The sequence below is a fragment of the Collinsella aerofaciens genome (assembly GCF_040926185.1).
GTDB lineage: Bacteria > Actinomycetota > Coriobacteriia > Coriobacteriales > Coriobacteriaceae > Collinsella > Collinsella aerofaciens_BC.
Window position 1 is genome coordinate 96,643 of sequence record NZ_JBCOIQ010000004.1, and the last position, 26,834, is coordinate 123,476.

General features: G+C 63.2%; 20 protein-coding genes. 12 read left to right on the forward strand and 8 right to left on the reverse strand.

Going from position 1 to position 26,834, the window contains the following annotated elements; translation table 11 throughout:
- Nucleotides 1–30 precede the first annotated feature (30 nt).
- The 7 genes from AB5750_RS03190 to cobK are packed head-to-tail and all read left to right on the forward strand — an operon-like array spanning nt 31 to nt 6,597.
- Nucleotides 31–987, forward strand: a complete 957-nt coding sequence (locus AB5750_RS03190) for a histidine phosphatase family protein (RefSeq protein ID WP_368145321.1) — start codon at nt 31–33, stop codon at nt 985–987.
- Nucleotides 987–1,961, forward strand: a complete 975-nt coding sequence (gene cbiB, locus AB5750_RS03195; protein WP_195233317.1) for an adenosylcobinamide-phosphate synthase CbiB — start codon at nt 987–989, stop codon at nt 1,959–1,961. Before AB5750_RS03190 ends, cbiB begins: the two co-directional genes overlap by 1 nt.
- On the forward strand, nt 1,958–3,181 hold the full coding sequence (locus tag AB5750_RS03200) for a pyridoxal phosphate-dependent aminotransferase (RefSeq protein ID WP_158554590.1): 1,224 nt from the start codon (nt 1,958–1,960) through the stop codon (nt 3,179–3,181). Before cbiB ends, AB5750_RS03200 begins: the two co-directional genes overlap by 4 nt.
- Nucleotides 3,174–4,673, forward strand: a complete 1,500-nt coding sequence (locus AB5750_RS03205) for a cobyric acid synthase (protein ID WP_368145319.1) — start codon at nt 3,174–3,176, stop codon at nt 4,671–4,673. The genes AB5750_RS03200 and AB5750_RS03205 overlap by 8 nt, the downstream gene beginning before the upstream one ends.
- Nucleotides 4,670–5,185 (forward strand): cob(I)yrinic acid a,c-diamide adenosyltransferase, encoded by a 516-nt coding sequence (locus tag AB5750_RS03210; protein ID WP_368145317.1) that lies wholly within the window; start codon nt 4,670–4,672, stop codon nt 5,183–5,185. The genes AB5750_RS03205 and AB5750_RS03210 overlap by 4 nt, the downstream gene beginning before the upstream one ends.
- Complete coding sequence (locus AB5750_RS03215) at nt 5,186–5,827, forward strand: precorrin-8X methylmutase (protein ID WP_195233206.1); 642 nt, start codon at nt 5,186–5,188, stop codon at nt 5,825–5,827. It abuts the gene before it with no gap.
- Nucleotides 5,824–6,597 carry a precorrin-6A reductase gene (cobK, locus tag AB5750_RS03220; RefSeq protein ID WP_055286487.1) on the forward strand — a complete coding sequence of 258 codons (774 nt, stop codon included), beginning with the start codon at nt 5,824–5,826 and terminating at the stop codon, nt 6,595–6,597. Before AB5750_RS03215 ends, cobK begins: the two co-directional genes overlap by 4 nt.
- 211 nt (nt 6,598–6,808) lie before the next feature.
- On the opposite strand, the gene AB5750_RS03225 is transcribed toward cobK, so the two are convergent.
- The 6 genes from AB5750_RS03225 to metK form a co-directional block, all read right to left on the reverse strand.
- Nucleotides 6,809–8,023: an ABC transporter permease gene (locus AB5750_RS03225; RefSeq protein WP_368145315.1), complete on the reverse strand. Its 1,215-nt coding sequence runs from the start codon at nt 8,021–8,023 to the stop codon at nt 6,809–6,811.
- Nucleotides 8,020–8,793 (reverse strand): ABC transporter ATP-binding protein, encoded by a 774-nt coding sequence (locus AB5750_RS03230; protein WP_161115673.1) that lies wholly within the window; start codon nt 8,791–8,793, stop codon nt 8,020–8,022. Before AB5750_RS03230 ends, AB5750_RS03225 begins: the two co-directional genes overlap by 4 nt.
- Nucleotides 8,793–10,226, reverse strand: a complete 1,434-nt coding sequence (locus AB5750_RS03235; protein WP_368145313.1) for an efflux RND transporter periplasmic adaptor subunit — start codon at nt 10,224–10,226, stop codon at nt 8,793–8,795. Before AB5750_RS03235 ends, AB5750_RS03230 begins: the two co-directional genes overlap by 1 nt.
- A gap of 132 nt (nt 10,227–10,358) precedes the next feature.
- Nucleotides 10,359–12,101: a L,D-transpeptidase gene (locus AB5750_RS03240; protein ID WP_368154907.1), complete on the reverse strand. Its 1,743-nt coding sequence runs from the start codon at nt 12,099–12,101 to the stop codon at nt 10,359–10,361.
- 140 nt (nt 12,102–12,241) lie between these two features.
- On the reverse strand, nt 12,242–13,849 hold the full coding sequence (gene sdaAA / locus AB5750_RS03245) for an L-serine ammonia-lyase, iron-sulfur-dependent, subunit alpha (protein WP_343000813.1): 1,608 nt from the start codon (nt 13,847–13,849) through the stop codon (nt 12,242–12,244).
- A gap of 313 nt (nt 13,850–14,162) precedes the next feature.
- Nucleotides 14,163–15,443, reverse strand: a complete 1,281-nt coding sequence (gene metK, locus AB5750_RS03250; protein WP_368145310.1) for a methionine adenosyltransferase — start codon at nt 15,441–15,443, stop codon at nt 14,163–14,165.
- Between the two features lie 282 nt (nt 15,444–15,725).
- Between metK and gltX the strand changes: the two genes are divergently transcribed.
- From gltX to AB5750_RS03275, 5 genes are all read left to right on the forward strand, one after another.
- Complete coding sequence (gene gltX, locus AB5750_RS03255) at nt 15,726–17,201, forward strand: glutamate--tRNA ligase (RefSeq protein WP_368145308.1); 1,476 nt, start codon at nt 15,726–15,728, stop codon at nt 17,199–17,201.
- Nucleotides 17,202–17,289: 88 nt separating this feature from the next.
- Nucleotides 17,290–19,743: a replication restart helicase PriA gene (gene priA, locus AB5750_RS03260; RefSeq protein ID WP_368145306.1), complete on the forward strand. Its 2,454-nt coding sequence runs from the start codon at nt 17,290–17,292 to the stop codon at nt 19,741–19,743.
- Between the two features lie 18 nt (nt 19,744–19,761).
- Nucleotides 19,762–20,298: a peptide deformylase gene (def, locus tag AB5750_RS03265; RefSeq protein WP_117583490.1), complete on the forward strand. Its 537-nt coding sequence runs from the start codon at nt 19,762–19,764 to the stop codon at nt 20,296–20,298.
- A 324-nt stretch (nt 20,299–20,622) separates the two neighbouring features.
- Nucleotides 20,623–21,543, forward strand: a complete 921-nt coding sequence (gene fmt, locus AB5750_RS03270; protein ID WP_368145304.1) for a methionyl-tRNA formyltransferase — start codon at nt 20,623–20,625, stop codon at nt 21,541–21,543.
- Entirely contained in the window at nt 21,540–22,940 is a 1,401-nt protein-coding gene (locus AB5750_RS03275) for an RsmB/NOP family class I SAM-dependent RNA methyltransferase (protein WP_368145302.1), read from the forward strand. Before fmt ends, AB5750_RS03275 begins: the two co-directional genes overlap by 4 nt.
- A 140-nt stretch (nt 22,941–23,080) precedes the next feature.
- Here AB5750_RS03275 and AB5750_RS03280 read toward each other — a convergent pair whose 3' ends face one another.
- Nucleotides 23,081–23,317 (reverse strand): FmdB family zinc ribbon protein, encoded by a 237-nt coding sequence (locus tag AB5750_RS03280; protein WP_055310612.1) that lies wholly within the window; start codon nt 23,315–23,317, stop codon nt 23,081–23,083.
- Nucleotides 23,318–23,406: 89 nt separating this feature from the next.
- Nucleotides 23,407–26,703 (reverse strand): 4-alpha-glucanotransferase, encoded by a 3,297-nt coding sequence (locus AB5750_RS03285; RefSeq protein WP_368145301.1) that lies wholly within the window; start codon nt 26,701–26,703, stop codon nt 23,407–23,409.
- Between the last annotated feature and the right edge of the window lie 131 nt (nt 26,704–26,834).

Consider the following 26,834-nt stretch of genomic DNA (forward strand, 5'->3'; position numbering starts at 1 on the left):
GGTGGCGCGCATTCGGGGAAGAGGACCTTCGTGCGCGAAAAGCTCGGGTTCGCGGCGGACGATTTCGTCGACGCGGCGCAGCTTGCGGAGGGCGGAGTGCCCGCGGCTTTTGCCGGCCGTGTCGCGTACCGTGCTGAGGAACTCGTACGCGCGCTCGACGCTGACCGGGCGCTCGAGCGGCTGATGGGCTTCGACGCAGTGATTCTGCCCTTGGTCGGTTCGGGGGTCGTCCCCATGCGTGCGGAAGACGCCCAATGGCGCGAGCGCGCGGGGCGCCTGGGATGCGCGCTCGCTGCGCGCGCCGACGTCGTCGTGCGCATGGCGTGCGGGATTCCCCAGGTCATCAAAGGAAACCTTGCCGATGCGCCTCGAGGTACGCAGGGCGCGGGCGCGCCTTTGGAGGTCGTCTTCGTGCGCCATGGTGCCACGGCGGGCACGGAAGACCATCGCTACAGCGGGGCGGGCACCGACGAGCCCCTGTCGAGCGCGGGCGAGCGCGCTTTGCGCGATCTCGCGTGCGATGGTGACGTGTTCCGTGTTATCACGAGCGGCATGGCCCGCACCGACCAGACGGCGCGCATCCTCTTCCCGAACGCGGAGCTTATGGCGTGCCCCGGTCTGCGCGAGATGGATTTCGGCGACTTCGAGGGGCGAAACGCCGCCGAGCTTAAAGAGGATGCGCGCTACCGCGCCTGGGTAGACTCCTGGTGCGAGACGCGCTGCCCGCATGGCGAGGGCAAGAGCGATTTCACCCGCCGCGTCGTCGCGGCGTTTCGGGAGGCGTGCGAATCGGAGCGCGCTCAGGGGAGTGGGCGCGCCGTCTTCGTCGTTCACGCGGGTACCGTGAAAGCGCTGCTCTCCGAGCTAGCTGTCCCAAAAATGGGATACTTCGACGTGCATACCGAGCCAGGCGGCGCATGGGCCGCCACCTGGGATGGACGCTGCCTTCGCGACGTTCGCCCCGCTTCGGGGGGCGATGCCCAGTGATGACGATTCTTGCCGTCGCCGCCGGGTTCGCGGCCGACCTTGTCTTCGGCGACCCGCGCTGGCTTCCCCATCCCGTCGTCGCCATGGGGCGCGCGATCACGTGGGCCGAAGGCCGCCTGCGGCGCGTATTCCCGCAAACGCCCGCGGGCACGCGCGCCGCAGGGCTTGTGCTCGCCGTGGCGCTTCCGCTTGCGTGTGGGCTTTTGACCTGGGGAATCCTGCATCTTTGCGGTATGGTTCACTCCGGCTTGCGCTTCGTGGCCGAGGCATGGGCGAGCTATCAGATTCTCGCGGCATGCGAGCTGCGCCGCCAGAGCCTGGCCGTGGCCCGCGCGTTCTCGAAGGGCGGCCTTGTCGCGGCGCGCGAAACAGTCGGGCTCATCGTGGGACGCGACACGTCTGTTCTCGACGAGCAGGGCGTCGCGCGCGCCGCTGTGGAAACGGTGGCGGAGAACGCGAGCGACGGCGTCATCGCGCCGCTTTTCTACCTTATGATCGGGGGTGCGCCCTTGGGTATGGCGTACAAGGCGGTGAACACGCTCGACAGCATGGTGGGCTACAAAAACGAGCGCTACATCGACTTCGGCTGCGCCTCGGCGCGCCTCGACGATGCGGTGAACTGGATTCCCTCGCGCTTATCGGCCCTGCTCATGATCGCCGTGTGCCCGATCGTCGGGCTCGACGCGCGCGGGGCGGCGCGCATCTGGCGCCGCGACAGGCGTCGCCATGCGAGCCCGAACGCGGCGCAGACCGAGTCGGCGTGCGCGGGCGCGCTCGGGCTGCGCCTGGCAGGACCCGCGGTGTATTTTGGCAAGCTCGTTGATAAACCGACGATAGGCGACGCGTCCCGTGAAATCGAGTGGGACGACATCGCCCGGGCGACGAGGCTCATGCTCGCCGCGTCCGTATGCGCGCTCGTCGTCTTCGGCGCCGCGCGCGCGGCGGTCGTGCTCGCCGTGGGGGCGATGGCATGAGGGAAGACCACGCCGCGCCCCGGGCTGCCGGGGGAATCCTGCGCGCCCGTACGCATGGGGGCAGCTCGCAATCGCTCGGCATCGCTTGCGAAGGGGGCGTCTCCGACCTCATTGACTTCTCGGTGAACGTGAATCCGGCAGGCCCCTCGCCGCGCGCCGTCGCCGCAGCTTGCAAGGCGCTTTCTCGAATCGACGCCTACCCCGATAGGGAAAGCCTCGCCCTCGTTCGCGCCCTAGCGCGCGCCCAGGGCATTCCCGAAGATACTATTGTTTGCGGCGCGGGCGCGTCCGACATCATCTGGCGGCTCGCCGCGGCGGTGCGCCCGAAACGCATCGTCGTGTGCGCGCCGACGTTCTCTGAATATGCGGAGGCGGCATCGTACTACGGCGCATGCGTGCAGGAGTTCCCGCTCTCCGAAGCGGATGACTTCGACGTACCCGCCTCCTTCGCCCGCGCGATCGAGGGGCCGGGAGACGTGGCGTACCTCTGCAATCCGAACAACCCGACGGGGCGCCTCGTCGACCCCCGCGTGATCGACGAGGCGGCTTGCCGCTGCGAGCAGGTGGGCGCGCTGCTCGTCGTGGACGAGTGCTTCCTCGGATTTGCGCCCGACGCCCGCGAAAGGAGCGTGGCCGCACGCGCCGCGTGTTCGCACCATGTGGCCGTGCTCTCCGCGTTCACCAAGCTCTACGGAATGGCAGGGTTGCGGTTGGGGTATCTGATCAGCGGAAACGCCCAACTCATCGAGGGGATTTGCCGGGCGGGGCAGGCGTGGCCCGTCTCCTCGGTCGCCGAGGCCGCGGGCATCGCCGCCCTGGAAGACGTCGAATACGTCTCGCGCACGCGCGATGTATTGGCGGGCGAGCGATCGTGGCTTTCCCACGAGCTCTCCTCGCTCGGGCTTTCCGTCGTGCCGTCGGATGCGAACTTCCTTTTAGTCCGCACGCCGGCGAAAGACATCCCCGAGCGCCTGTATAAACAGGGGGTTTTGGTCCGCACGTGCGACTCGTTTTCGGTACTGTCCCGTTTCTGGTGCCGCGTCGCGGTGCGCACGCGCAAGGAGAACGCCCGGCTTGCGATGGCGTTCAGCCGCGCGCTTCGGGCGGAAGGCGCATCGGGCGAAGGCGAACCCGACGAACGGGGCGGCGCTTCTTGCAGCGACGCTATGGCGGGCGCGGATGGCCGAGGCTCGGCGAAGGAGGTCGATACCCGTGGGTAGGGCGAAGCCCATCATGATCCAGGGCACCATGTCGAACGCGGGGAAGAGCCTGCTTGCGGCGGGGCTGTGCCGTGTGCTTTCGCAGGACGGCCTGCGCGTGGCTCCCTTCAAGAGCCAGAACATGGCGCTCAACAGCGGTGTCACGGCCGATGGGCTCGAGATGGGGCGCGCCCAGATCATGCAGGCCGAGGCGTGCGGCATCGCGCCCGACGTGCGCATGAACCCCATCCTGCTCAAGCCCGAAAGCGACCACCGAAGCCAGCTCATCGTGGCCGGCAAGGCGCAGGGAGCCTTCGCTGCGAGGGACTACTTCGCGCGAAAGAAGGCGCTCATGCCGCAGATTTTGGAGGCGTTCGATTCGCTCGCGGAGGAAAACGACGTCATCGTCATCGAGGGCGCCGGCAGCCCCGTCGAAATCAACCTTGCCGAAAACGACATCGTCAACATGGGGCTCGCGCGCGCCGTGTCCTCCCCCGTGCTGCTCGTGGGCGACATCGACCCAGGTGGGGTGTTTGCCCAGCTCTACGGCACGGTCGCGCTCCTTGCGCCCGAGGACCGCACGCTTTTGCGGGGGCTTGTGGTGAACAAGTTCCGCGGCGATGTGGAAATCCTGCGCCCGGGTTTGGCCCCGCTCGAGAAGATGTGCGGGGTTCCCGTCGTGGGGGTCGTGCCGTATCTTACGCTCGACCTGGACGACGAGGACTCGCTCGCGCCGCGCCTATCTGCCCGCGAGGCGCGCGGCGTCATCGACGTCGCCGTCGTGCGCCTTCCGCATCTGTCGAACTTCACCGACTTCGACCCGCTTTCGCGCGTGCCCGGCGTGGGCGTGCGCTACGTTTCCTCGACGACCGATCTGGGCCGGCCCGACCTGGTGGTGCTCCCCGGCTCGAAGACCACGCTCGACGACGCGCGCTGGCTTGCGGCTAGCGGCATCGGAGCCTGTGTACGCGCGCTTTCGGGCGCGGGCACGCCGGTGCTCGGCATATGTGGAGGCTACCAGCTTTTGGGAGACGAGCTTTCCGACCCGCACGGCAGGGAAGGCGCTGGCACCGCGCGCGGGCTCGGGCTCATCCCTGCAAGTACGGTGTTCAAGGAGGAAAAGCGCCTCGCCCAGTCGGAGCTGCGCATCACGGGCGCCCAAGGCGCGTTCTCGGTGTGGAACGGCATGACGGCGCGCGGGTACGAGATTCACGACGGCGAAACGACCGTCTCTTGCGCCCCTGCGGGCACGATTGGCGGCAAACCAGAAGGCGCGGCCTGCGGAAACGTGTTCGGAACCTATCTCCACGGCCTGTTCGACGAACCGGGGGTGGCGCTCGTCCTCGCACGCTCGCTCGCGCGCATGCGCGGCCTGCCCGAGAGCGTCGTGGGTGCTGCGGGCGCGGCGTCCGCGGCCGATCACCGTGCGCGCGAGTTTGACCGCCTGGCCGACGTCGTGCGCGAGGCGCTCGACATGGAGTATGTCTACCGCATTATCGAGGAGGGCGTATGATCCACGTGTATCATGGCGACGGCAAAGGCAAGACCACGGCGGCGATGGGCCTCGCCCTTCGCATGCTCGCCGCAGGCCGCCGCGTCGTCGTCGTGCAGTTCCTGAAAGACGGCGAAAGCGGGGAGGCGCGACTGCTCGCCGAGCATTTCGGCGTGCCGGTGTTCGCGGGGAAGGTGTCGGAAAAGTTTACCTGGTCCATGACGCTGGAAGAACTTGCCGCGACGTGCGAGCTGCACGATGGGAACCTTGCGTCCGCGCTCGCCGAGTTCGAGGGCGCGCAGGAGGGGCTGCTCGTGCTCGACGAGGCGCTCGACGCGCTTTCGAAGGGTCTTGTCGACGAGGCGCTCGTGGACCGCGCTCTCGATATGTCCGCGCGCGGCGTCGAAGTAGCGCTCACCGGGCGCGCGCCTTCCCGCAAGATCGTGGAGAAGGCCGACTACATAACCGAGATGCGGTGCGAGAAACACCCCTACGAGCAGGGGATATGTGCAAGGGAAGGAGTGGAGTACTAGATGGATTCCAAGGAGATGGCGCCCGGCGACATCGAGCGGCGCAGCTTTGAGATCATCACCGAAGAGCTCGGCGGCCGCACTTTCCCGCCGCTCGAAGAGCCCGTCGTGAAGCGCGTCATCCACACCACTGCCGACTTCTCGTACGCCGATTCCCTCGTGTTCACCCATGACGCCGCGCACTGTGCGCTCGACGCACTGCGCGCAGGGGCCACGGTGCTCACCGACACGAACATGGCGCTCGCAGGCATAAGCAAGCCCGCGCTCGCGAAGATCGGCTGCCAGGCCGTGTGCTATATGGCCGACCCGGATGTCGCCGCAACGGCGCGCGCCGCGGGCACGACTCGCGCCGTTGCGAGCATGGACAAAGCTTGCGGCATCGAGGGTCCGCTCATCGTGGCCGTCGGCAACGCTCCCACAGCACTTCTGCGCCTCGCCGAGCTCATGGACGCGGGGAAGATCGCGCCCGCGCTCGTCGTTGGGGTGCCGGTTGGGTTTGTGAACGTGGTCGAGGCGAAAGAGGAGCTACTCGCGCGACGCGTGCCGGCCATCGTCGCGAGGGGTCGCAAGGGCGGCTCGACCGTGGCGGCCGCCATTATGAACGCGCTGCTCTACCAGATCACGCGCCCAGGCGGCCCGAAGTGACGGCGCCCGCATCCGCGCCGGCGCTGCGCATCTTCGCCGGCACCACCGAGGGCCGCCTCCTGTGCGAATGGGCGAGCGGGGCGGGAATCCCCGCCCGTGCCTACGCGGCAACCGAGTACGGAGGCGAGCTTTTGGGCGAGCTTCCGGGCATCGAGGTGCATGCGGGTAGGCTCGACGAGGCCGACATGGAGCGTGAGCTTTCCGGCGCGCGCATCGTCGTCGACGCCACGCACCCCTTCGCTACGCTCGCAAGCGGCAACATCCGGGCCGCTTCGCTCGCCGTGGGTGCACGATGCCTGCGCCTTACGCGCCCGGTCGAGGCGCTGCCCAAAGGCGTCGTGTCGGTCGCGTCGATCGCCTGCGCGGCGCGCTTTCTCTCCGAGAACCCGGGTCGCGCGCTTCTCACGACGGGGAGCAAGGAGCTTGCTCCCTACACGCGCGTCGCCGATTTCGCGGAGCGCTTCTTCGTGCGTGTGCTCCCTCTGCCCGGTGCTATAACGAAGTGCATCGACGCGGGGTTTTCGCCGTCGCACGTCATCGGCATGCAGGGGCCCTTCACCCGCGAGCTCAACGAGGCGATGCTTCGGCAGGTGGGCGCCCAGTGGCTTGTGACCAAGGACTCGGGAACCGTAGGAGGCACGGCCGAGAAGATCGCCTCCGCGCGCGACGTGGGAGCGCGCTGTATCGTGGTCGCCCGTCCCGCCGAGGGAGGCGGGGCCCTTTCGCTTAGGGAAGTGGAAGACGCGCTCTTACGGGAGTTCGCGCGCTAGGCGCTCGCCGCGCATGCGTGCCCTCCCGCCTGCGAGGAGGAGCGCCCCGAGCAAGCTCGACCCGTACAAGCCTGTCATCCGCCAATCGCTCGAGGACGACGCACGGAACTGGCGCAAGCAGCCCTTCAATAAGTTGCGGTGAAATAGCGTCTGTTTTTGCTGCTAAATAGCATATTCAGTCCCTAATTCACCGCAACTTGTTGGTGGTGGCTTACTGGTAGCGTAGGCATTCCACCGGGTCGAGCTTTGCTGCACGGCGAGCGGGGTAGAAGCCAAAGATTACGCCGATGCCGACCGATACGGCAAACGCGATCAACACTGTTGTAATGGAGAAGCTTGGCGTGATCGTCCCGGTAGCTCCAAACTCGCTCATGATGCCCGAGCTTGCGGCAAAGAACGTGAGTCCCCATGCCAGCAGATAGCCAATCAGGACACCCAACAGTCCGCCGGTGACGCACAGCGCCGAGGACTCGGCCAAAAACTGCGCGGTGATATCGCGACGACTTGCGCCCAGGGCACGGCGAATGCCGATCTCACGGATGCGCTCAGTCACGTTGGTGAGCATCATATTCATAATGCCGATACCGCCGACAAGCAGCGAGATGCTGGCGACAGCGCCCATGATGAGCGAGAACGCGCCCATAAAGGAGTTGAGTGCATCGATGGCGCTTTTCATGGAGGTCGCCGATACACTGTCGTACTCATCATCCTCCGCGATGCCCTTCATTGCGCGCACCTTGGACTCGATGGTCTTACAAAGCTCGTCCATGTCTGTGCCCTCGGCGGCAAGAGCCGTCACGCTGGGGAATGAAGGATTCTCGTCGCCAAACAGCCCGGAGATGGTTTCGCGTGGCATATACAGCGTGAGCGAGCCCATGGAGTCGCTGCCGCCATCAATCACGCCTACAATCTGCACCTCGCCGTTGGACACCTTGATGGTTTTCCCCAGCGCATCCTGTTCGTTGCCGTAAAGCTGATCGGCGCCGCCGCGGCTGATGAGCGCCACGTGCGAGCCTGATTGGGACTCGGCCTGGGAATAGGTGCGCCCCGCAACGAGCTTGCTGGCCCCCACGGCGTCGAGCATGTCGCTATCGACACCCTGTGCCATAACGGTATAGCTTTTATCGCCGGTCTTATACTCGGTATACGCGCTGTCGACAATGCCGATCTGCTCAATCTGCGGCACCAGTTTTTGAAGCTTCTCGATGTCCGACTCGGTGAGTTCTTGCGACGAATAGATTTGCACCATGCGTGCCGCATTGAGGCCCAGACTGTTGACCAGGCTGTTTTGGATACCGCCGATGAGCGAAGTCATGGCGATAACCGAGGCGATGCCGATGACAATGCCCAGGATGGTGAGCAGGCTGCGCCCCTTGTTGGCTTCGAGCGAGTGAAGGGCTTCCTGGATGAGATCGCGGGCGCTCATGCCACCACTCCTTTCGGCGGGTTGGTGGAGGCGGAAATCATGGGCAGGCTATCTACGGCGCTGCGCAGGGTCCGCGGTGCATGTGGAATATACGCGCCGTCGTGAATGCGACCGTCGCGGATGGTCATGGCACGGTCGGCCTCGGCGGCGATGCTGGGGTCGTGTGTGATAAGCACGATGGTTTTGCCGCGCTTCTGGAGCTTATGGAAGGTCTCCATCACAAGCGCTCCAGTGGCGGAGTCCAGGTTTCCCGTCGGCTCGTCGGCCAGAATGATGGGCGGGTCATTGACGAGGGCGCGCGCGATTGCGACGCGCTGCATCTGGCCGCCCGAGAGCTCGGATATGCGGTGGTCCCAGTGGTCGACGGGCAGCGTGACAGCCTGCAGCGCGTGCACGGCGCGCATTTCGCGCTGGCTACGGGGCACATTGGTGTAGGCCAGCGGCAGCATGACGTTTTCGATAACCGACAGGCGCGGCAGCAGGTTGAAACTCTGAAAGACAAAGCCAATACTCAGGGCGCGAACTTCGGTGAGCTCGTCATCGTCAAGCTCGGCCACGTTGAGCCCTTGCAGGTAATAGTCGCCCGCCGTCGGTTTGTCCAGACAGCCCAGGATGTTCATGAGCGTTGACTTGCCCGAGCCCGAAGGGCCGGTAATGGCGACGAACTCGCCGGGATCTACCGCCAGGCTCACGTTGTGCAGGATGTGGGCGCACCCCGCCTCGCTCTCAAAGATGCGGTGCACGTTGCGGATGTCGATAACGGGACGCATTACATGTCCTCATCGGCAGGCATACTGCCCGAATCCGCGCTGTAGCCGCCGTCAGCCGTTGCGTCCGCTCCGGTGTCCATGACGAGCGTGTCGCCATCGCGCAGCTTGGTAACCGGCACGTTGGGGTTGATCTCGTTGCCCTGGTCGTCGCGCTTGACCTGTGTCTTGCCGACTACGGCTTCGTTGTCGTTTTGCGTCACGACGGCCACCTTCACGCGATGGGTTTGCTTGCCCTCGTCATCGGTTGCCACGTTGACGTAATAGTGTTCGCCGTCTTCGGTCATGAGCGCCATCGTCGGCACCATCACCACGTCGTCGAGCTGCTCGGTCACCACCGAGACCTCGGCCGTCATGCCCGGCTTCAGGCGCGCGTCGGGCGCCTCGATGAGGATGTCGACGTTAAAGGTCACGCTGCCGCCGCCGTTGGCGGCGTCGGAGTTTGCCACCGACGCGATAGCCGTGACGGTTCCCTGGCTCACGATATCGGGAAACGCGGGATACGTGACGTTGGCGCTCTGCCCAACGGCGATCTTGGCGATGTCCTTTTCGCCCACCTGCACGGTCACCTTCATCTTGGATAGGTCGGCGATCTGCATGCACTGCTTGCCGCCGCTCGTATCGCTTTCGCCCATGATCATGCCGCCTGTTACCGTGGCGCCCACCTTGGCGTTAAGCTCCACGATGCTACCCGAGCTCGGGGCCGTGACCGTGCGACTGGCGGCCTTGGCGTTCGCCTGGTCTAGGTTTGCCTGGGCCGAAGCGAGGCTGCGCTGCGCGGCCGATACGGCGTTCGTGTCCGCTGATGCGTCAGAGACGCCAGCCGCTGCGGAAGCTCCATCGACGTCCGTCGTTGGGGTGGCCTGCGCGACAGCGGCGGCTTTCTGCGCGTTGGTGAGGTCTTCCTGGGCGGCTGCAACTGCACGCTGCGCCTCGGCAACGTTGCGATCGAGCTCGTCGTTTTTAATGGTCATAAGTACGTCGCCCTCGCTGACGGATTGGCCTGCCTGCACGTTGATCGAATCGACCGTGCCGTCGACAGAAGGGGAGACCACTGAGGACGAAATGGGTTTGAGCTGGCCTTTCGCCTCGACCGTTGTGGTAAACGTGCCCTCGGTCACCATGTCGGTCACAGGCCCGCTAGCTCCCTGTGGCTGCGCATTGAGAACCAGGGTAGCGACAATGGCAATGAGCGCGATGGCACCTACGACGCCGGCGGCAATACCGCGTCGAATCAGCTTTTTGCGTCGACGTTCGGCGCGTTTTGCCTTGAGCTTGGCATATGCCTCTTCATCGGAAATCTCGACCGTATCGTTCGTGCGTCCGCTCTGCTTGTCGGTGTGCGCGTTTGTAATCAGAGGAATCGTTTCGGTGGCATCTTCGGGCGTGCGCTCGGTATCATCCGCGCCCGGGGTGATGGTGGGGACATTCGGCATAGCGTCTCCTTTATAGAAAGAACCTCGATAATTATATGCGCCCACCGGTTGGGGCGGGCGCATAGGACGGTTTCTTTCGGAACTGTTAGATTGGTCGCAGCGGTTCCACGTTGTAGGAATGCGCGCGTTGCACTACGAGTGGACAACCACGCACAGGCCGACTTTGATGCAGTCGTGAAGTGCCTTGGCGTCTGCCAGGCGCAGGTTGATGCAACCGTGGCTGCCGCACCACTTGTACGACTCGGCATTATCGAAGCTCTTGTCGTTTTGCCAGGTGGCATCGTGGAAGCCGATCATATTGCCCTCGAACGGCATCCAGTAGCTCACCGGGCTTTCGTATTTGGGCTTACCGGTCTCGGGGTCCTTGGCTCCGATCAGGGTGCTGCCGCCGTCGTTGCTGTTGATTTGCCACACGCCCTCGGGGGTGGCGTCTTCGCCCGGTTTGCCGGAAATAAAGTTGGCCTCCCAAACGATATTACCGTTCTCGTCATAGTAGCGCGCGTGCTGCTCGGACAGATCGACGTCGATATACGCCTTCCAGTCGGGCTCTCCCTTTGCAGTAAAGGTGTCGGCCTTCTGGGAGTACTTGATCTCGATCTCGCCGGTCTGCTTGTTGTTAATGGCGTCCTCGACCTGCTTGGCGAGCGAGCTGCTGTCGATGGACCAACCAAAGTCGCCGCCTTCGACGGCGCACTGCTTGCCATCGGCGCGCGTCCACCAGCGAGTGGAGCCCACGGTATTAAAGCCGTTGGCGAGCTCGGCTGCCCAGCTACTGATCTGCGACGTATCGAGCGTGGGGTTGGCCGGATCGGCAAAGCTGATCCACTGCAACACGGAGCTGCCATCAACCTTGCCGGCATCCTCGCCGTTGAGCTTGAGGGTCACGTTGACGCCCAGGAAGTTGTTGGCAGCATCGCATACGGCCTGAATCTGATCATCGGTCAGCGTTCCATTGAGTGGCTCATAGGCATCGTTGCCGAGCTTGGAAAGATCTACGGTCTCGGCCAGCGAGGCGAGCTCGAGCTCGGCATATTTAATGACATGCTCGCGGTTGAGTTTTTCGTTGGAGCGCGCCTTCTCGACGGTAAACTTGCCCGCTTGCTCGTCATAGGAGCTATTGGCCTCGAACGTGCCCGAACGTCCTTCGTTAAACTCGTCGATGGCGGCGCCCAGATCCTTCTCAAACTTCTTTTGGTCAAAGGTGTCGGAAAGCATGGACAGGTCGACGTCTTGATCAAGATCGACTTCGTTGGAGGTAGCAGTTGTTTTGGTCTTGCCGCTTAAGGATTCCACAAGGCGGACCGGCCAAATAAAGGCTTCGTTGTGGTTGATGATTTCTTTTGCAGCAGCTTCACCGTCGACGATGGGTTCATCGGACTCGGGCTGATAGGTCCAGCTAAAGTCATCGCCTGTCACGGTGAGCTTATAGTGCTTCCAAGCCGAGTTGACCTTGGTGGCGGCAGACGAAGCGTTGGAGAACGAGACATCGACGCCGGCGATGGTGGTGTTGGGGTAGGCTACCTGCGAAAATGCTACGACGCCTACGATATAGACAATGACGATTAGACCCAGGACGACAAAGAGCGTCGTCTTTTTGCCCGACTTATTGTTCTCGGCGGGTTTGCGCGCGGGGCCACGATCGCCTCGAGCGTGCGTGGGGGGCTGCTTGGGCGCATTGCCGTTTGCCTGGCGCTGCTGACGTTGTTGACGCTGCTGTCGCTGTTGGTTCGGGCGTTGGGAAGCGTTTGCCGCACCACGCTGCTGACCGTGGCTCGGCGCGATAGGACGCGGCGACTGAACGCCGCCGGTGTGCCTGCTCGGCTGCTGCGGATCGGGAATCAGTTGAGTTCGATCGTTTTGCGACATCGTATGCATATCCTTCGATTTTCGCCTTGCGGTTCATCGTGTTTTTACTGGGCTTGCATTATAGCGATTGCCCTGCTGTTTGTGGTACGGAAACGGTGGCATTCAAAAGAGGTGGGACATTTGTCCCACCTTTGAGTCGTTCTTTGTCGCTATCCGCACACACCGCATTTTGCACAGGCCGAAAGTGCGGCCGGAGCCTGCGCGATGCCGCCCTTTGCCGTCTCGCGCAGCGTGGCCGGCAACGCGTGACCCACCGAGAGCATGACATGTGCCATCTGGTCAAACGGCACCAAGCTCTTAATGCCTGCGAGGGCGAGTTGTGCAGAGCTAAAGGCCGCTGCCACGCCGATGGCGTTGCGGTTTTGGCAGGGCACCTCCACGAGGCCACCGACGGGGTCACAAACGAGGCCCAGCAGGTTACTCAGCGCGATGGAGCTGGCGTCGAGCGCCTGTTCGGGCGTGCCGCCGAGCATCTGCACCAGCGCGGCGGCTGCCATGGCGGCGGCGCTTCCCACCTCGGCCTGGCATCCGCCCTCGGCGCCGGCGACGCAGGCACTCGTGGTGAGGTTGAGGCCGATGGCGGCTGCGCAGTAGAGCGCGTCCATGACTTGCTCGTCGTCGAGCTGCAGGCGATCGGCGAGCGCCAACACGCAGCCGGGCACGACACCCGCGGAGCCTGCCGTGGGGGCGGCGACGATCACTCCCATCGTGGCGGAGCGCTCAAGCACGGCCATCGCGCGGGCCACGGCGTCGGTCTGAACGGGGCCCATCAGGCTTGCACTCAAATCGTTGCGGCCGGTGGCTTCGACAAGCTTGGCCTCGCCGCCGATAAGCCCGCCGAGCGAACGCTGCGGATTGGCGATGGGGGCCGTGGTCTCCTCGCGCATGACGTCGAGCACGCGGCGCATAGCAGCGACGGCGTGGGCCTCGCCGGTCAGACGCGCCTCGCGAACGGCCATGACGGCGCCAATGCTGAGCCCCAGTTCCTCGCACGCATCGAGCAGCTGCTCGCCGTCGTCGAAGATTTCCTTGGCCGAGACGCCGGGAGAGAGCGACGAGGCAGAACCGGGGAGCTCGATAAAGGTCGCGTAATCGACATTGTCGAGCTTGCGCAGCATGGGGACGACGGTGTCGTCGGGCGCGCCGTCGGTCTCAAAGACGGAGTAGGCCTGGCCGCCCACTTCGGTGCGGTAGGTGCGGCAGAAAGCGATGTTTACGTGGGCGTAGGCGAGCAGGTTGGTGAGCGCGGCGAGTACACCGGGGACGTCCTTGTGTGCCACGAAGAGCGTGGAATACATGCCCGAGATGTCGACGCCGACGCCGTTAATGCGGCTGATGCGCATCTTGCCGCCGCCAAGGCTTTCACCGCGGACCTGTGCCGTGGCGCCCGTGTCATCGACCATGTCGATGTCGACGGTATTGGGGTGGATGGAGGCGTCGTCGCCCTTGATGTCAAAGTGATATTCGAGGCCCTGCTCGCGTGCGAGGTCGAAGGCCTGCTTGATGTTCTCGTCATCGGTGTCGAGGCCCAGGATGCCTGCGACGAGCGCGCGGTCGGTGCCGTGGCCGCGGTAGGTGTGGGCGAAGGAGTTCCACAGGCCAAAGGTGACTTTGGTGATGCGGCCTTCCAAAAGGCTGGCGGCAACTTGGGCGCAGCGCAGGGCACCGGCGGTGTGCGATGAGCTGGGGCCGACCATGACGGGGCCCAAGATCTCGAATGCCGAGGTCGTAGCTAGTGTTTGCGGCTTGCCTGCCATGGTTGCTCCTTTGCCTTGTCTCGTTGTCCCGAGGGGCGGGGCATAAGGTCGCCTGCTCGGACAGTCCTGCTCGCACGGAGAGCACATTAAGTGCTCTCCGGCTCGTGCGGAACTCGCGATCGACCTTATGCCCCGCCCCTCGGGACTAAGGATACATGGTAGAGGCGCGTGTGCTCCAAAATTCATTAGCTGGTGACGCAGCGTAGGCTCATATCGAAACATCTTCATCACCGGATTAATAAAAAAGAAGTACCGGTTCGGACCGGTACTTCTTTTGAAAGCGTGTGCGTGTTGTGACCTTGGCGGTTCTTAATTACAGGCCGCAGGCTGCTTTGAGTTCTTCGACTCGGTCGGTGTTTTCCCAGGTGAAGTCGGCGTCTTCGCGGCCGAAGTGGCCGTAGGCTGCTGTCTTTTCGTAGATGGGGCGACGCAGGTCTAGGTCGCGGATGATTGCGCCCGGGCGCAGATCGAAGGTCTTCTCTACGGCCTCGACGATCTTGTCCTCGGCAACATGCGCGGTACCGAAGGTGTCGACCATGATTGAGAGGGGCTTGGACACGCCAATGGCGTAGGCCAGCTCGACTTCGCAGCGGTCGGCAAGGCCGGCGGCGACCACGTTCTTGGCGACCCAGCGAGCGGCGTACGCGGCGGAGCGGTCGACCTTGGTGCAGTCCTTGCCGCTAAAGGCACCGCCGCCGTGACGGCCGTAGCCGCCATAGGTGTCGACGATGATCTTGCGGCCGGTCAGACCCGTGTCGCCCATGGGGCCGCCCACGACAAAGCGACCGGTGGGGTTCACGTAGATGTCCGCGTTGTCCCACGGCATGTTCTCGGCGGCCATGACCGGGGTGATGACGTGCTCGATGAGGTCGGCCTTGATCTTGCCCATGTCCTCGATCTCGGCGGCGTGCTGCGTGGAGATGACGATGGTCGTGACCTCGACGGGCTTGCCGTCTTCGTAGCGCACGGTGACCTGGGTCTTGCCGTCGGGACGCAGATAGGCGAGGGTACCGTCGTGACGCACGGCGGCCAGGCGCTCGGCCAGGCGGCTTGCCAGGTAGTGTGGCATGGGCATGAGGGTCTTGGTCTCGTTGGAGGCATAACCGAACATCATGCCCTGGTCGCCGGCGCCGATCAGGTCGATCGGGTCGGTGGTAGCGCCGGTCTGGGTCTCGAAGGACTCGTCAACGCCCTGGGCGATATCGGGCGACTGCTCGTGGATGAGGCTCATAACGCCGCAGGTGTCGCAGTCAAAACCGAACTTGGCACGGTTGTAGCCAATGCGGCGGATAACACCGCGGGCGATTTCCTGTACGTCGACGTAGGCCTGGGTCCGAATCTCGCCGGCGACAATGACGGTGCCGGTGGTCACGAGGGTCTCGCAGGCGCAGCGGACGTTCTCCACGTTGGCGGGCGCACCGTTGGGGGCGATGTAGCCCTGCTCCTGGAGCTCTATTTCTTTGGAGAGGATTGCGTCGAGGACGGCGTCGCTGATCTGGTCAGCGATCTTATCGGGATGACCTTCGGTCACCGACTCCGACGTAAAAACAAAGGACCCGTGTTGGGGCGGGATGGAACGAAGTTCTTCTGACATGATTGTCCTTTCAAAAACGTGTCCCGGCGACCGTTACCATTCCGCCGGGCTCTCTATGCAAGGGCACATCATAGCGCGTAAATCAAACATTCACACCCTTTCCGCACCTATTCATTGGGGACAGACTTAAATGACCAGCCTTCCTAAGTGCCGACAGGTTGCCCAATGACTGGTCATTTAAGTCTGTCCCCAATGAGTAGGTCGGTGCCCTTTGTGCGGAGGTTGCTTTGATGCTTTATACTGATGCGGTTAGACATCCATCCTGCAATCGAGGAGATTTCCATGGCATCAGACGTTCGCGTCCGCTTTGCACCCTCACCGACGGGCAAGCTGCACATCGGCGGCGCCCGCACCGCTATCTATAACTGGGCTTTCGCCCGCGCAAACGGCGGCACGTTCATCCTGCGCATCGACGACACCGACCCCACCCGCTCCACCGACGAGAACACGCAGATCATCCTGCGCGCCATGCGTTGGCTGGGCCTGGACTGGGACGAGGGTCCCGAGGTGGGCGGCGACTTTGGCCCCTACGCCCAGACCGAGCGCCTGGACCTGTACAAGCAGGCCGCCCAGAAGCTTTGGGACGAGGGCAAGGCCTATCCCTGCTTCTGCACCAAGGAGCAGCTCGACGCCGACCGCAAGGCCGCGCAGGAGCGCAAGGACCCCTTCCAGGGCTATCAGCGCCGTTGCCGCGATCTCGATCCCGAGGAGTCACGCCGCCGCATAGAGGCCGGCGAGCCCTACGTCCTGCGCATCAAGGTGCCCGAGGACCGCGGCGACGTCGTCATTCACGACGCCGTCCACGGCGAGGTGACCTTCGACGCCAAGGAGCTCGACGACTTTGTCATCTTCCGCTCCGACGGCACGCCTACGTATAACTTCGCGACCGTCGTCGACGACGCCATGATGAAGATCACCCATGTCATCCGCGGCGACGATCACCTGTCCAACACCCCGCGTCAGGTCATGGCCTACGAGGCCCTCGGCGCGCCCGTGCCCACATTCGCCCACATCTCCATGATTCTGGGCGCCGACGGCAAGAAGCTCTCCAAGCGCCACGGCGCCACCTCGGTGGAGGAGTACCGCGACGCCGGTTACCTGTCCGATGCCTTCGTCAACTACCTGGCGCTGCTCGGCTGGTCGCTCGACGGCGAGACCACGATCATCCCGCGCGATGTTCTGGCCAGCAAGTTCTCGCTCGACCGCATCTCCAAGAACCCGGCGACCTTCGACCCCAAGAAGCTCGACTGGGTCAATGCCGAGTACATCAACGGCATGTCCGACGCCCAGTTTGCCGATGAGATCATGGTCCCCGAGCTGCACGAGGCGGGTCTCATCGAGGGTAATGTCGAGTACGGCGAGGATTGGATCGATGCGCTTGCCGCCATCGTCAAGCCGCGCACCAAGATGCCGGCCGACGCCGTGACCGTCGCCGCTCCCATCTTTGCCACGGCCGAGACGCTCGAGTATGACGAGAAGTCTGTCAACAAGGGCCTGGCCAAGGAAGGCATGGGCGCCATTCTGGACGCCGCCAAGGCCGCGCTCGAGGGCGTGGACGAGTGGACAGCCGCGAACATCGACGCCGCGCTTGAGCCGCTGCCCGAGCAGATGGACCTCAAGAAGCGCGTGGTGTTCCAGGCCGTGCGCGTCGCCGTCTGCGGCAACATGGTGAGCCCCCCGCTGGGCGAGACCATGGCGCTCGTCGGCCGCGACGACTGCCTGGCGCGCATCGACCGCGCCCGTACGATGGCGCTGTAGCAGCTGCGTAAACGCTTGTATCCGAGCCCCGTTCACCCGAGCGGGGCTCTTGTTTCTGTAGACGTTTGGGATAGGAGGTGCTGGGGCCTTGGCCGAGCAACTGTCGCTGTTTGGTTCGCCGGAACCTAAGGAAGCTCCGAAGTCCGCGGTCCCTGTCGCCGCCCCGGCGCAGCCCGAGCCCGCACCCGAGCCCGTCGCCGTCTATGCGAGCGTTGTCCTCGACATTCCGACCCGTGCGCTGTCCGAACCGTTTGCCTATGGCATTTCGCAGCCACTCGCCAACGATGTCCAGATCGGCTCCACCGTCCTCGTTCATTTTGGCAATCGTGCCGCCGCGGGCTACATCGTCGACATCGCGCCCGAGCTGGCCAACCTGCAAGGCAACGACGCTCTCGATCCCGCGCGCATCAAGCCTATCGAGGCCATCCTCAGCAAGCCGCTCTTTACCGCCGAGGCTGCCCGCATTGCGCGTTGGATGAGTCGCGAGTACGTCGCAACGCTTTCCGAGTGCCTGCGCCTGTTCTTGCCCCCGGGTGGAAGCCCGCGCGTGGTCAAGGGCGACGATGGCGTGTGGGCCGTTGAGCGCCCCGCCGTCAAACCCATCCAAAACCGCTGGGTCATGCTCACGCCCGAGGGTTTCGACTACACGCCGCCCAAGTCCGCGGTCCGTCAGCGTCAGCTTATCGAGGCGCTCCAGTGCGGCCCGGTCACGACGCGCGACCTCAACCTGCTTTACAACAGCATGTCGGCGACCATCAAGGCACTTGAAAAACGCGGCGTCGTGGTGGTGGAGGAACGTCGTGCCTGGCGTGGCTGCAGCGAGCAGACCACGCTGTCTTCTGCCAGCGGCAAGGCGCCGGTGGCACTCACCGACGGCCAGCAGCAGGCGCTCGCGCAGATCGAGCGCGCCCGCTTGGACGCTCACGGTGATGTGGTGCTGGTCGATGGCGTTACCGGTTCCGGCAAAACCGAGGTCTACCTCTCGGCGATTGAGCGCGTGCTGGCAGCCGGCCGTTCGGCCTGCGTGCTCGTGCCCGAGATCTCGCTGACGGCCCAGACCGTCGGCCGCTTCCGCTCGCGCTTTGGCGAGACGGTCGCGGTCTTCCATTCGCGCCTTTCGGCCGGTGAGCGCCTGGACCAGTGGGATATGGTCGCCAGCGGTGCTGCGCGCGTGGTCGTGGGCGCCCGCTCGGCGCTCTTTTGCCCGCTCAGCGATCTTGGTCTCATCATCATCGACGAGGAGCACGAGACCAGCTATAAGCAGGGTTCCAGCCCGCGCTACCATGCGCGCGAGGTGGCGGCCGAGATGGCGCGGCGCTATCGGTGCCCGCTCGTACTGGGCTCCGCCACGCCCTCGGCCGAGGCCCTCGACCGCTGCCGCCGCGGCACGTACAACGGTGCCACCTGGACGCGTGTCGAGATGCCCGAGCGCCCGGGACACGCCGTCCTACCCACGGTTCGCATCGCCGACTTGCGTCGAGAGTTCTCGCATGGCAGCCGCTCCATGTTCTCAAAACCGTTGATGGAAGGCTTGGAACGTGTCGTTGAGCGCCGCGAGAAGGCTGTGCTGCTGCACAACCGCCGCGGCTTTGCGCCCTTCCTCATGTGCCGCGAGTGCGGTTGCGTCCCCACCTGCAACCACTGCTCCACGGCGCTTACGTACCACGAGCGCACGCACACGCTGCAGTGCCACACCTGCGGATCGTCCTGGCGCGTGCAGCCCTATCCGGCGCCCACGAGTCGCTGTCCCAAGTGCGGCAGCCGCTATCTCGCAAAAATGGGGCTAGGCACACAGCAGATCGAGGACGCACTGCACCAGATGCTGCCCGACGACGTCGCCATCATTCGCATGGACGCCGATTCCACACGCGGCAAGGACGCGCACAAAAAGCTGCTCGAGCAGTTCGATGCGGCCGATTGCGCGGTGCTGCTGGGCACCCAGATGATTGCTAAGGGTCTCGACTTTCCCGAGGTCACACTCGTGGGCGTGGTCAATGCCGACTTTGCGCTGAAACTCCCCGATTTTAGAGCAGGGGAGCGCGCCTACGATCTGCTGGAGCAGGTTGCGGGCCGCGCCGGTCGCGGCGATCGCCCCGGCGAGGTTATCATCCAGACCTATCTGCCCGACGACCCGGTCATTCGCGCCGTCGCCGAGCACGACCGTTCTATCTTTACCGACTACGACCTGGGCCAGCGCCGCGACGCCCTGTATCCGCCCTTCGTGCGCCTAGCCAACATTTTGGTATGGTCGACGAACGCGGACGTTGCGCGGGACTACATCGGTCGCATCGCGAAGCTCCTCAAGCGTCGCTGGCATGCCGCCGCGCCCGACTTTTTGCGGGCGGGGAGCGCCGTGCCCCAGGTGCTTGGTCCGGCTTCGTGTGTAATCGAGAGAGCCAAGGACCGTTACCGCTTCCATCTGCTTGTAAAGTCGCCGGTAGGGTACCATGTCTCTGATGATATCGACGCCTGCCTCAAAGAGGTGGGCTCCGTGCGCGGCGTGAGCGTGAGCGTTGACGTCGACGCCTATGATTTGATGTAACAACCCGAAAGGATGTCCATGGAAGCCAACGGAATCGTATTGTCTCCCGACCCTCGTCTGCGCCAGGAGTGCGCCGTCATCGAGGAGATCACCCCGGCGATCGAGGCGCTTGCCGAGAAGATGAAAAAGATGATGTTCGACAACGGTGGTTGCGGCCTGGCCGCCCCGCAGATCGGTGAGCTCATTCAACTCGTCACCATCGACTGCGATTACAGCGACAAGAACGACTATGACCCGTACGTGCTCATCAACCCTGTCATTGTTGAGCAGAGCGACCATCTGGTGCCGTTTAGCGAGGGCTGCCTTTCCATCCCTGGCATTAGCTGCGAGATCGAGCGTCCCGATCACGTTGTCGTCGAGGCGTATGACCTGGATGCCAACCTGATTCGCTATGAGGCCACGGGCGACCTGTTCTGCGTGTGCCTGCAGCACGAGATTGATCACCTGCACGGCAACACCATGTTCGAGCGACTGAAGCCCATGCAGAGGCTCAAGGCCGTCAAGGAGTACCAGGACGCCCTGGCCCGCGGCGCTCGACCGGGCGAGACGGAGTAGGTTTGTCCGTCCCCGTGGCGCCCGCCTATATCATCCCGTGCTCAAACATTCTCGCTGCGCTGCGAAACTGCGCGCGGGACGATATGTGGGCGCTCAGCACCGGGGACTGCGTTGTTCTGGCTCGGTTCGCCCGGGTGCCGTCGGGCCAGGGAGGGGCGTCTTCGCTGATAGGTGCTTTACTGAAAGAGCTGCTTTTATTTCGGCTCTTTCTTTGGTTTTGGGTATATTTGTTCATGTTGAATTGTTATTGCGGATGGGCTGGGTACTTGGCTTTCCGCTGTTATTTTTAGCCGTCTCGGCTTTGGTTGAGGGGAGACGTTCTTTATGCGTATTGTGTTTATGGGTACGCCCGATTTTGCTGTGCCTTCTTTGACTTTGCTTGTTGAGGCTGGGAATGAGATTGCGCTTGTTATTACTCGCCCTGATGCTGTTCGTGGGCGTGGTAAGAAGCTTGAGCCGTCTCCTGTTAAGGCTAAGGCGCTTGAACTGGGGTTGCCGGTCGTTGAGGCCAATCGTATGACGCCTGAGGTAGTTGAGGCTCTCCAGGCTGCGCGGGCTGATATTTTCTGTGTGGCTGCCTATGGTTGCATTTTGCCTGATGAGGTACTGCATATGGCGCCGCTTGGTATTGTGAATGTTCATGCATCGTTGCTGCCTCGTTGGCGTGGCGCTGCTCCCATTCAGCGTGCCATTCTTGCTGGTGATGAGGTTGCTGGCGTTTCCATTATGCGCATTGGGCACGGCGTGGATACGGGCGCTTATTGTGCGCAGGCCTCGACTTCGGTTGCCGGTAAGCATGCCGAGGCGCTGACCATGGAGCTTGCTGACCTGGGCGGTAAGTTGCTTGCCGATACGCTTCCTTCGCTTTCCGATGGTACCGCTGTGTGGACTGAACAGGATGAGTCGCTTGTTACCCATGCCGCCAAGATTTCTAAGCAGGAGATGCGTCTGGATCCTCAGATGGCGGCACTCGATTGCGTGCGACATGTGCTGGCTTCGTCCGACACCGCACCCGCCCGTTGCGTGATTGCCGGCAAGACGGTTCGCGTGCTCGATGCCGCGCCGGCTGATGTGTCGCTTGGCGAGGGTACTGTTGCCGTCAAGAGCAAGCGTGTTTACCTGGGCCTTTCCGATGGCGCGGTTGAACTGCTCGAGGTTAAGCCCGATGGCAAGCGTGCCATGGCTGCTTCTGCCTGGGCTGCCGGCCTGCAGGGTGCCGAACTTAGGTGGGGTGTACTGTCATGAGCAAGTTGTCTCCCGCGCGCAAGCTTGCGCTCGACGTGTTGATGGAAGCCGATCGCCGCGGTATGTACGCACGCGACGTGTTGTCTTCCCGTGCTTCCGCCAAGGCCATTGACCAGCGCGATTCCGCTTTTGCCGCTCGTTTGGCGCTCGGTGTTGCCGCCACGCAGGGCATTTTGGATGAGTTGCTCGATCAGTTTTTGGATAAGCCCAAAAAGGTCGCGCCGCGCGTTCGCATGGCGCTTCGCATCTCGGCCTTCGAGATGCTCTATCTGCATACGCCGGGCCGCGTTGCCGTGAGCCAGGGTGTTGAGCTGGTGCGCAGCGGTGCTAAGTCTGCCGCGGGCCTGGCTAACGCGGTGCTGCACAAGGTTGCGGACAACGTGGAGGATTTTGCCACGGCATCTGACGTGGATGAGTCTGAGCGCCGTTTGGTTCGCCTTTCGCGTTTGATGGGTCTTCCTCGTTGGCTGTGCGCTCGTATTATGGCCTCGTTCGATACGCCCGAGGGCGCGCTCAACTTTGCCGGTAATCTGGCGCCAGCGCCGCTTGCGCTGCACGAGAATGCGTTTGCGGCCAAGGCCGACCCGTATATCTCGCAGCTCGTTGCGCCTGTCTTCCCGGGCTGCCATGCTCCGGTCGATGCACAGGTCACGGTTGCATCGGGCGTGTTTGAGCGTGCTGCCGCGGTTGCCTCCGACCTTAACGCCCAGCTTATCGCTACTGCCGCGACACGTCCCGGTCGCTGCCTGGAGATTGGCGCCGGTCGCGGCACCAAGACCTATGTGATGATGTGCCAGGCCAAGCGCGCTGGGTACGAGCATCAGCATACCGCGCTCGATCTGCACGATCGCAAGTGCGATCAGAATCTCGCGCGCCTGCATAAGGCGGGTATTACGGGTGTACGTACGGTCTCGGGCGATGCCTGCGAGCTCAATGAGGTGCTTACGTCGTTTGATGCCATGCTTGGCGAGCCCGCCCTGTTCGACACGGTGTTTATCGATGCACCGTGCTCTGGCACTGGCACCATGCGCCGTCACCCCGAGATTCCTTGGCGTCTGACCGAGAACGACGTTACGACTGAGCTGCCCCGTCTGCAGCTGACGATGCTCAAGGAAGCAGCCGCGCGCGTGGCTGCCGGCGGTGAGCTTATCTATGCCACATGCTCGGTTTTTGATGAAGAGAACACGCAGGTCGTGGATGCTTTCCTGGCCTCTCCCGAGGGCGTCGGCTTTACCGTGGCGCCGCTTTCCGAGGCGCAGATTCTGCAACTTCCCGAGTTTGATCAGGCCAAGAAGCTGTTAGCCGTCCGTCAAAACGACCGTGGCCTTTTCCAAAGTGTGCCGGTAAACGCCGACTCCTACGACGGCCACTTCTGCTCCCGCCTGGTCCACAAGTAACTACTAAGTTGCGGTGAAATAGGGATTGAATAGCGGCTTCAGCCCACCAAACAGTCCTTATCTCACCGCAACTCATAGAGCCACCTATAGCGCAAAGAATCAGCCCCGCGATCGATGTCGGTCGCGGGGCTGTTTGGTTTCTAGTGGCTGTGCGGGCAGTTGGCGCAGCAGCCGCTCGTGGCGCTGGTGCTGGAGCCGCCGCTTCGCTGGTCGGTGTTGTAGAAACCGCTGCCCTCAAATTTTATGCCGCTGGCTGAGAACGTCTTGGCCGCCGGGGCACCGCAGCTGGGGCACACGACCTCGGGGGTCTCGGACATGGGATGCTCAACCTCAAACACGTTGCCGCAGCTCGAGCACTTGTAATCGTAGCGCGCCATAAATACTTCCTTTTCAGCACAAAGCGGGCAGATTACTCTGCCCGCAAAAATTCAAACGTCTGTAACTGTACCCTATATCGGGGGTTTTATCACGCTTCGCCCCAGAATCTATGGTTGTTGCGCAGGAGCCGCGCGGTTTTGCCCTCGGCGGCTGCAATGTCCGCCTCGTCAGCCTGCCAGGTCCAGTTGCCCGTGGCCACGCCCGGCACGTTCATGCGTGCGTCGTCGCCCAGCCCCAGCACGTCCTGCAGCGGCATCATCACCAGGGGAGCGTCGCTTGCTAGCGCGTCGCTCATCAGCTTGGCCGCCACCTCAACACCGCTCGGTTCATCGCCGCCCGCAAAAGAACGCGTACACCAGCCGGCGAGCGTCGACGTGTCGTGCGTCGAGGTGTACAGAATCTTGCCGGGCGTGGGATGCACACCGCAACGAACGTCGTAGTCGCTAAACTCCAGCACCTCCATGCCGGGGAAACCGCAGGTCGATGCCATGGCGCGAACACCGGGCGTCAGATAGCCCAAGTCCTCGGCGATAAAGTTGAGCGGACCAAGCTCGTCGTAGGCGGTCTGGAACAGGTCCTTGCCCGGGCCCGCTAGCCAGCGGCCGTCGGCGCATGCCTTGCCCGCGGGAATGCTGTAATAGCTGTGGAATCCCAGGAAGTGATCCAGACGCACGCGGTCGTAGAGCGAGAACGCGCGGCGCAGGCGATCCATCCACCAGGTATAGCCGTTCTGCTTCATGTGGTCCCAGCGGAATGTCGGGTTGCCCCACACCTGGCCCTCGGGCGCAAAGTTGTCGGGTGGCGCGCCGGAAATCTCGATTGCTTTGCCGGTATCGGACAGCCAGAAGTTCTCGGGTTCGCTCCACGCGTCTGCCGAATCGTCGGACACGTACATAGGAATATCGCCGATGACCTCGATGCCCTTCTTGTGCGCATAGTTCATGAGCTCGCACCAAGCCAGGTCAAAGCGGTACTGCATGTACGCCTGAAGCTCGGCCTCGTTGTGGAAACGCTTGTCGTCGATCAGATGCTCGTTGTAGCGTGCGACATCGGCCGGCCAATCGTGGCGCGACTCGCCCTCAAAGTACTTCTTAACGGCCATGTAGACGCAGTACTTCTCGAGCCAATCGGCATTGCGATGTTTAAACGCGGTGTACAGCGGATCGGCATCCTCGCCGCCGCGGGCCTTCCAGACGGCAAAGTCGGCGGCCAGCTCCTCGTGACTCTCGGGCAGTAGGTCGATGTTGCCCGCAAAAGCCGAAGGCCCGGCATAGGGGGAGCGGAAGAAATCCGTCGGGTTGACGGGCAGGACCTGCCAGTAGCGCATGCCCATGGCGGCCAGATGGTCGATAAAGCGACGCGTGGGTGCGCCGATCGTACCCGGCTTGCCATCGTCAGTCGGTACCGAGGTGATGTGACAAACGACGCCCGCGCCGTGATCGAGCGGCTCTTGCAGACGCTGCTCGGCGTGGTGATAGATGATCGACGACCCCAGCGGATACAGATCGAGCGTGACGGTACCGTTGTGGATTTCGCACTCGTGGCCGCTGATCACGTCGCTCGCACATTCGCCGAGCGCCGGGATCGTCACGCGATGCGAATTGCGCAGGCTGCGGTTGATGATGACGGTCGCGGACTCGCCGTCTTTACCGGTACGGTTGTAGGCCAGCACCTCGTCATTGAGCGCGAAGGCCTTGATTTCACCGTCGATCATAAACGGCAGCGCGCGGCGCACAGCAGATGCGTTCTTGACGATCGCGAACGTATCGAAGTCGTGCAGGTCTTCCTTGGTCGGCATGGTGCGGCGATTACCCGGATCGGTGAGTCCCTCCAAGCCGTACTCGTCACCGTAATAGATTGAGGGAACGCCCGGGAACGTCATCTGCATGAGCGTCGCCAGCCAAAAGCGGCTCTTGGCCAGGCCCATGGAGTTCTCGTCCAGGCGCCATTTGCTGCGCTCACTCTCGGGCAGCTGCGACTCGTCGGGGCCACCGCCGAGCACCGAGATAATGCGCGGGCGGTCGTGGCTCGACAGCAGATTGAGCGCGCAGGATAATGCCTCGCGCGGGTAGTTCTCGCGCAGGGTCTCGATATCCTCGGCAGCTTGGTAGGCGTTTTTGTAGCCCATCAAAAAGCCGATGACCATGTCGCGGAAGGGGTAATCCATAGCAGAGTCCAGCTCGGAGCCCTGCAGGTAGCGACGCAGATGGCCGTAGCTGATCTTGTTGGAGGCGTCTTCCCAGACCTCGCCGAGCAACAGTGCGTCGGGCTTTTCGGCAAGTACGGCCTTCTTGATCTCGGTCAGGAAATCGTCCGAAAGCTCGTCGGCCACATCTAGGCGCCAACCATGGGCACCAGCGCGCAGCCATTTACGAATGACGCCGTCCTTGCCCAGGAGCCGCTCGCGCACCAGTTCGGAGCTCTCATTGATGGCGGGCATATTGCCCACGCCCCACCAACAGTCGTACGAGCCGTCCTCGTGGAAAGTAAACGCATCGCGCCACGGCGAATCCTCGCTCTGCCAGGCACCCACGCCGGGGTAGTTGCCATAGCGGTTGAAATATATCGAGTCGTCGCCCGTGTGGTTGAAGACGCCGTCCAGGATGATGGAGATGCCCAGCTTCTCGGCTGCCTGGCACAGCTCGGTAAAGTCCTGCTCGGTGCCCAGAATCGGGTCGATCTTGGTGTAGTCGGCCGTGTCGTAGCGGTGGTTGCTCGCGGCTTCAAAGATGGGGTTGAGGTAGATGGCCGTAAAGCCCAGCTCGGCGATGCGGGGCAGGTCTTCCTGGATGCCCTTGAGCGAGCCGCCGTAGAAGTCCCAGGTCTTGATGGAGCCGTCCTCGGCGCGCTCGTACACGGGCGGCTCGTTCCAGTCCTCGACCATCCGGCGCTGAATGCCCTTGCGCGGTTTTTCGAGTTGGGCCATTGTGCGCTCGCGCCAATGCTCGTCGCGGGCGTAGCGGTCGGGGAAGATCTGGTAGACCATGCCACGCTCGTACCAGGTGGGGCGGTTCTCGCGGTGCTTGTAGACGGTAATCTGGAAGGACGGCACCTCGGCGTAGTCGTAGGTTACGCCCTCGCCGCCGGTGCGGCCCTGGGGCGCGCCCAGGCGAACCTCGGGCTGGCCCTCGATATTGCATATAAAGCTGTACCACACAAGACACGTTTCAGTGCATTTGAGCTCGCCGGTAAAAATGCCATCGCCTTCGTGCTCCATCGGAATCAGGGTCTCGCCGACTTCATCGACCCAGGTACGTAGGGTGAGTGTTGCCTGGTTGGGATCGGCATCCTCCAAAATAACCGAGAGTGCAACGGTAGTTCCTGTGGTCACAGCGCCAAACGGAGTGCGAAACTGCGGTAGGCGACTGTTGTGTATCAATCTCATAGTACGGTCCAGTTCAATAGAATCACGGCCTGCGGGCCATGGGCTTTACGCACAAAATATAAGTATATCTGTTGTACACAGGGTGTATAAACAACATCCGTTTACCATCGGCGAACGGTTGTCCTAGAAAA

Excerpts from the sequence above, each read along its gene's own strand:
- cbiB (WP_195233317.1), top strand. The coding sequence starts at position 987 with ATGACGATTCTTGCCGTCGCCGCCGGGTTCGCGGCCGACCTTGTCTTC.
- AB5750_RS03200 (WP_158554590.1), top strand. The coding sequence starts at position 1,958 with ATGAGGGAAGACCACGCCGCGCCCCGGGCTGCCGGGGGAATCCTGCGC.
- AB5750_RS03210 (WP_368145317.1), top strand. The coding sequence starts at position 4,670 with ATGATCCACGTGTATCATGGCGACGGCAAAGGCAAGACCACGGCGGCG.
- AB5750_RS03215 (WP_195233206.1), top strand. The coding sequence starts at position 5,186 with ATGGATTCCAAGGAGATGGCGCCCGGCGACATCGAGCGGCGCAGCTTT.
- AB5750_RS03225 (WP_368145315.1), bottom strand. The coding sequence starts at position 8,023 with ATGAGCGCCCGCGATCTCATCCAGGAAGCCCTTCACTCGCTCGAAGCC.
- AB5750_RS03230 (WP_161115673.1), bottom strand. The coding sequence starts at position 8,793 with ATGCGTCCCGTTATCGACATCCGCAACGTGCACCGCATCTTTGAGAGC.
- AB5750_RS03235 (WP_368145313.1), bottom strand. The coding sequence starts at position 10,226 with ATGCCGAATGTCCCCACCATCACCCCGGGCGCGGATGATACCGAGCGC.
- AB5750_RS03240 (WP_368154907.1), bottom strand. The coding sequence starts at position 12,101 with ATGCATACGATGTCGCAAAACGATCGAACTCAACTGATTCCCGATCCG.
- sdaAA (WP_343000813.1), bottom strand. The coding sequence starts at position 13,849 with ATGGCAGGCAAGCCGCAAACACTAGCTACGACCTCGGCATTCGAGATC.
- metK (WP_368145310.1), bottom strand. The coding sequence starts at position 15,443 with ATGTCAGAAGAACTTCGTTCCATCCCGCCCCAACACGGGTCCTTTGTT.
- gltX (WP_368145308.1), top strand. The coding sequence starts at position 15,726 with ATGGCATCAGACGTTCGCGTCCGCTTTGCACCCTCACCGACGGGCAAG.
- def (WP_117583490.1), top strand. The coding sequence starts at position 19,762 with ATGGAAGCCAACGGAATCGTATTGTCTCCCGACCCTCGTCTGCGCCAG.
- fmt (WP_368145304.1), top strand. The coding sequence starts at position 20,623 with ATGCGTATTGTGTTTATGGGTACGCCCGATTTTGCTGTGCCTTCTTTG.
- AB5750_RS03275 (WP_368145302.1), top strand. The coding sequence starts at position 21,540 with ATGAGCAAGTTGTCTCCCGCGCGCAAGCTTGCGCTCGACGTGTTGATG.
- AB5750_RS03280 (WP_055310612.1), bottom strand. The coding sequence starts at position 23,317 with ATGGCGCGCTACGATTACAAGTGCTCGAGCTGCGGCAACGTGTTTGAG.
- AB5750_RS03285 (WP_368145301.1), bottom strand. The coding sequence starts at position 26,703 with ATGAGATTGATACACAACAGTCGCCTACCGCAGTTTCGCACTCCGTTT.